Here is a 257-nt window from a genome sequence, read left to right as displayed (position 1 = left end):
GCGCAAGCCAGTATTAACAGCCTGCAGGCTAAGCTTATCCATCAGGCATCGGTCATTAAACAAGCTCGGGCAACGTTAGATGCCAATTTTTTTGCGCTTAAATTGGCTAATTTTAATCTTGAGCGTTATCGCAACTTGGCGTTAGACGGTTCTGGCACTGTGCAGGCGCGACAAGAAGCTGAAGCGCAAGTGAGTATTCAGCAAGCTAACTTACGCAAAAACGAGGCGGGTTTACTGGCGGCTAAGCAAGATAAAGA

1 pseudogene is annotated in these 257 nt (G+C 47.1%); it reads left to right on the top strand.

Annotation, left to right across the window (positions count from 1 at the left end):
- A pseudogene (locus AAEY83_RS16605) lies at window positions 1–257 on the top strand (HlyD family secretion protein); the annotation flags it as partial.

It is taken from the genome of Psychrobacter sp. TB20-MNA-CIBAN-0197 (assembly GCF_040309765.1).
Taxonomy (GTDB): domain Bacteria; phylum Pseudomonadota; class Gammaproteobacteria; order Pseudomonadales; family Moraxellaceae; genus Psychrobacter; species Psychrobacter submarinus.
Note: the sequence above shows the minus strand (reverse complement) of the source record. Positions and strands in the feature narration are given on the sequence as shown.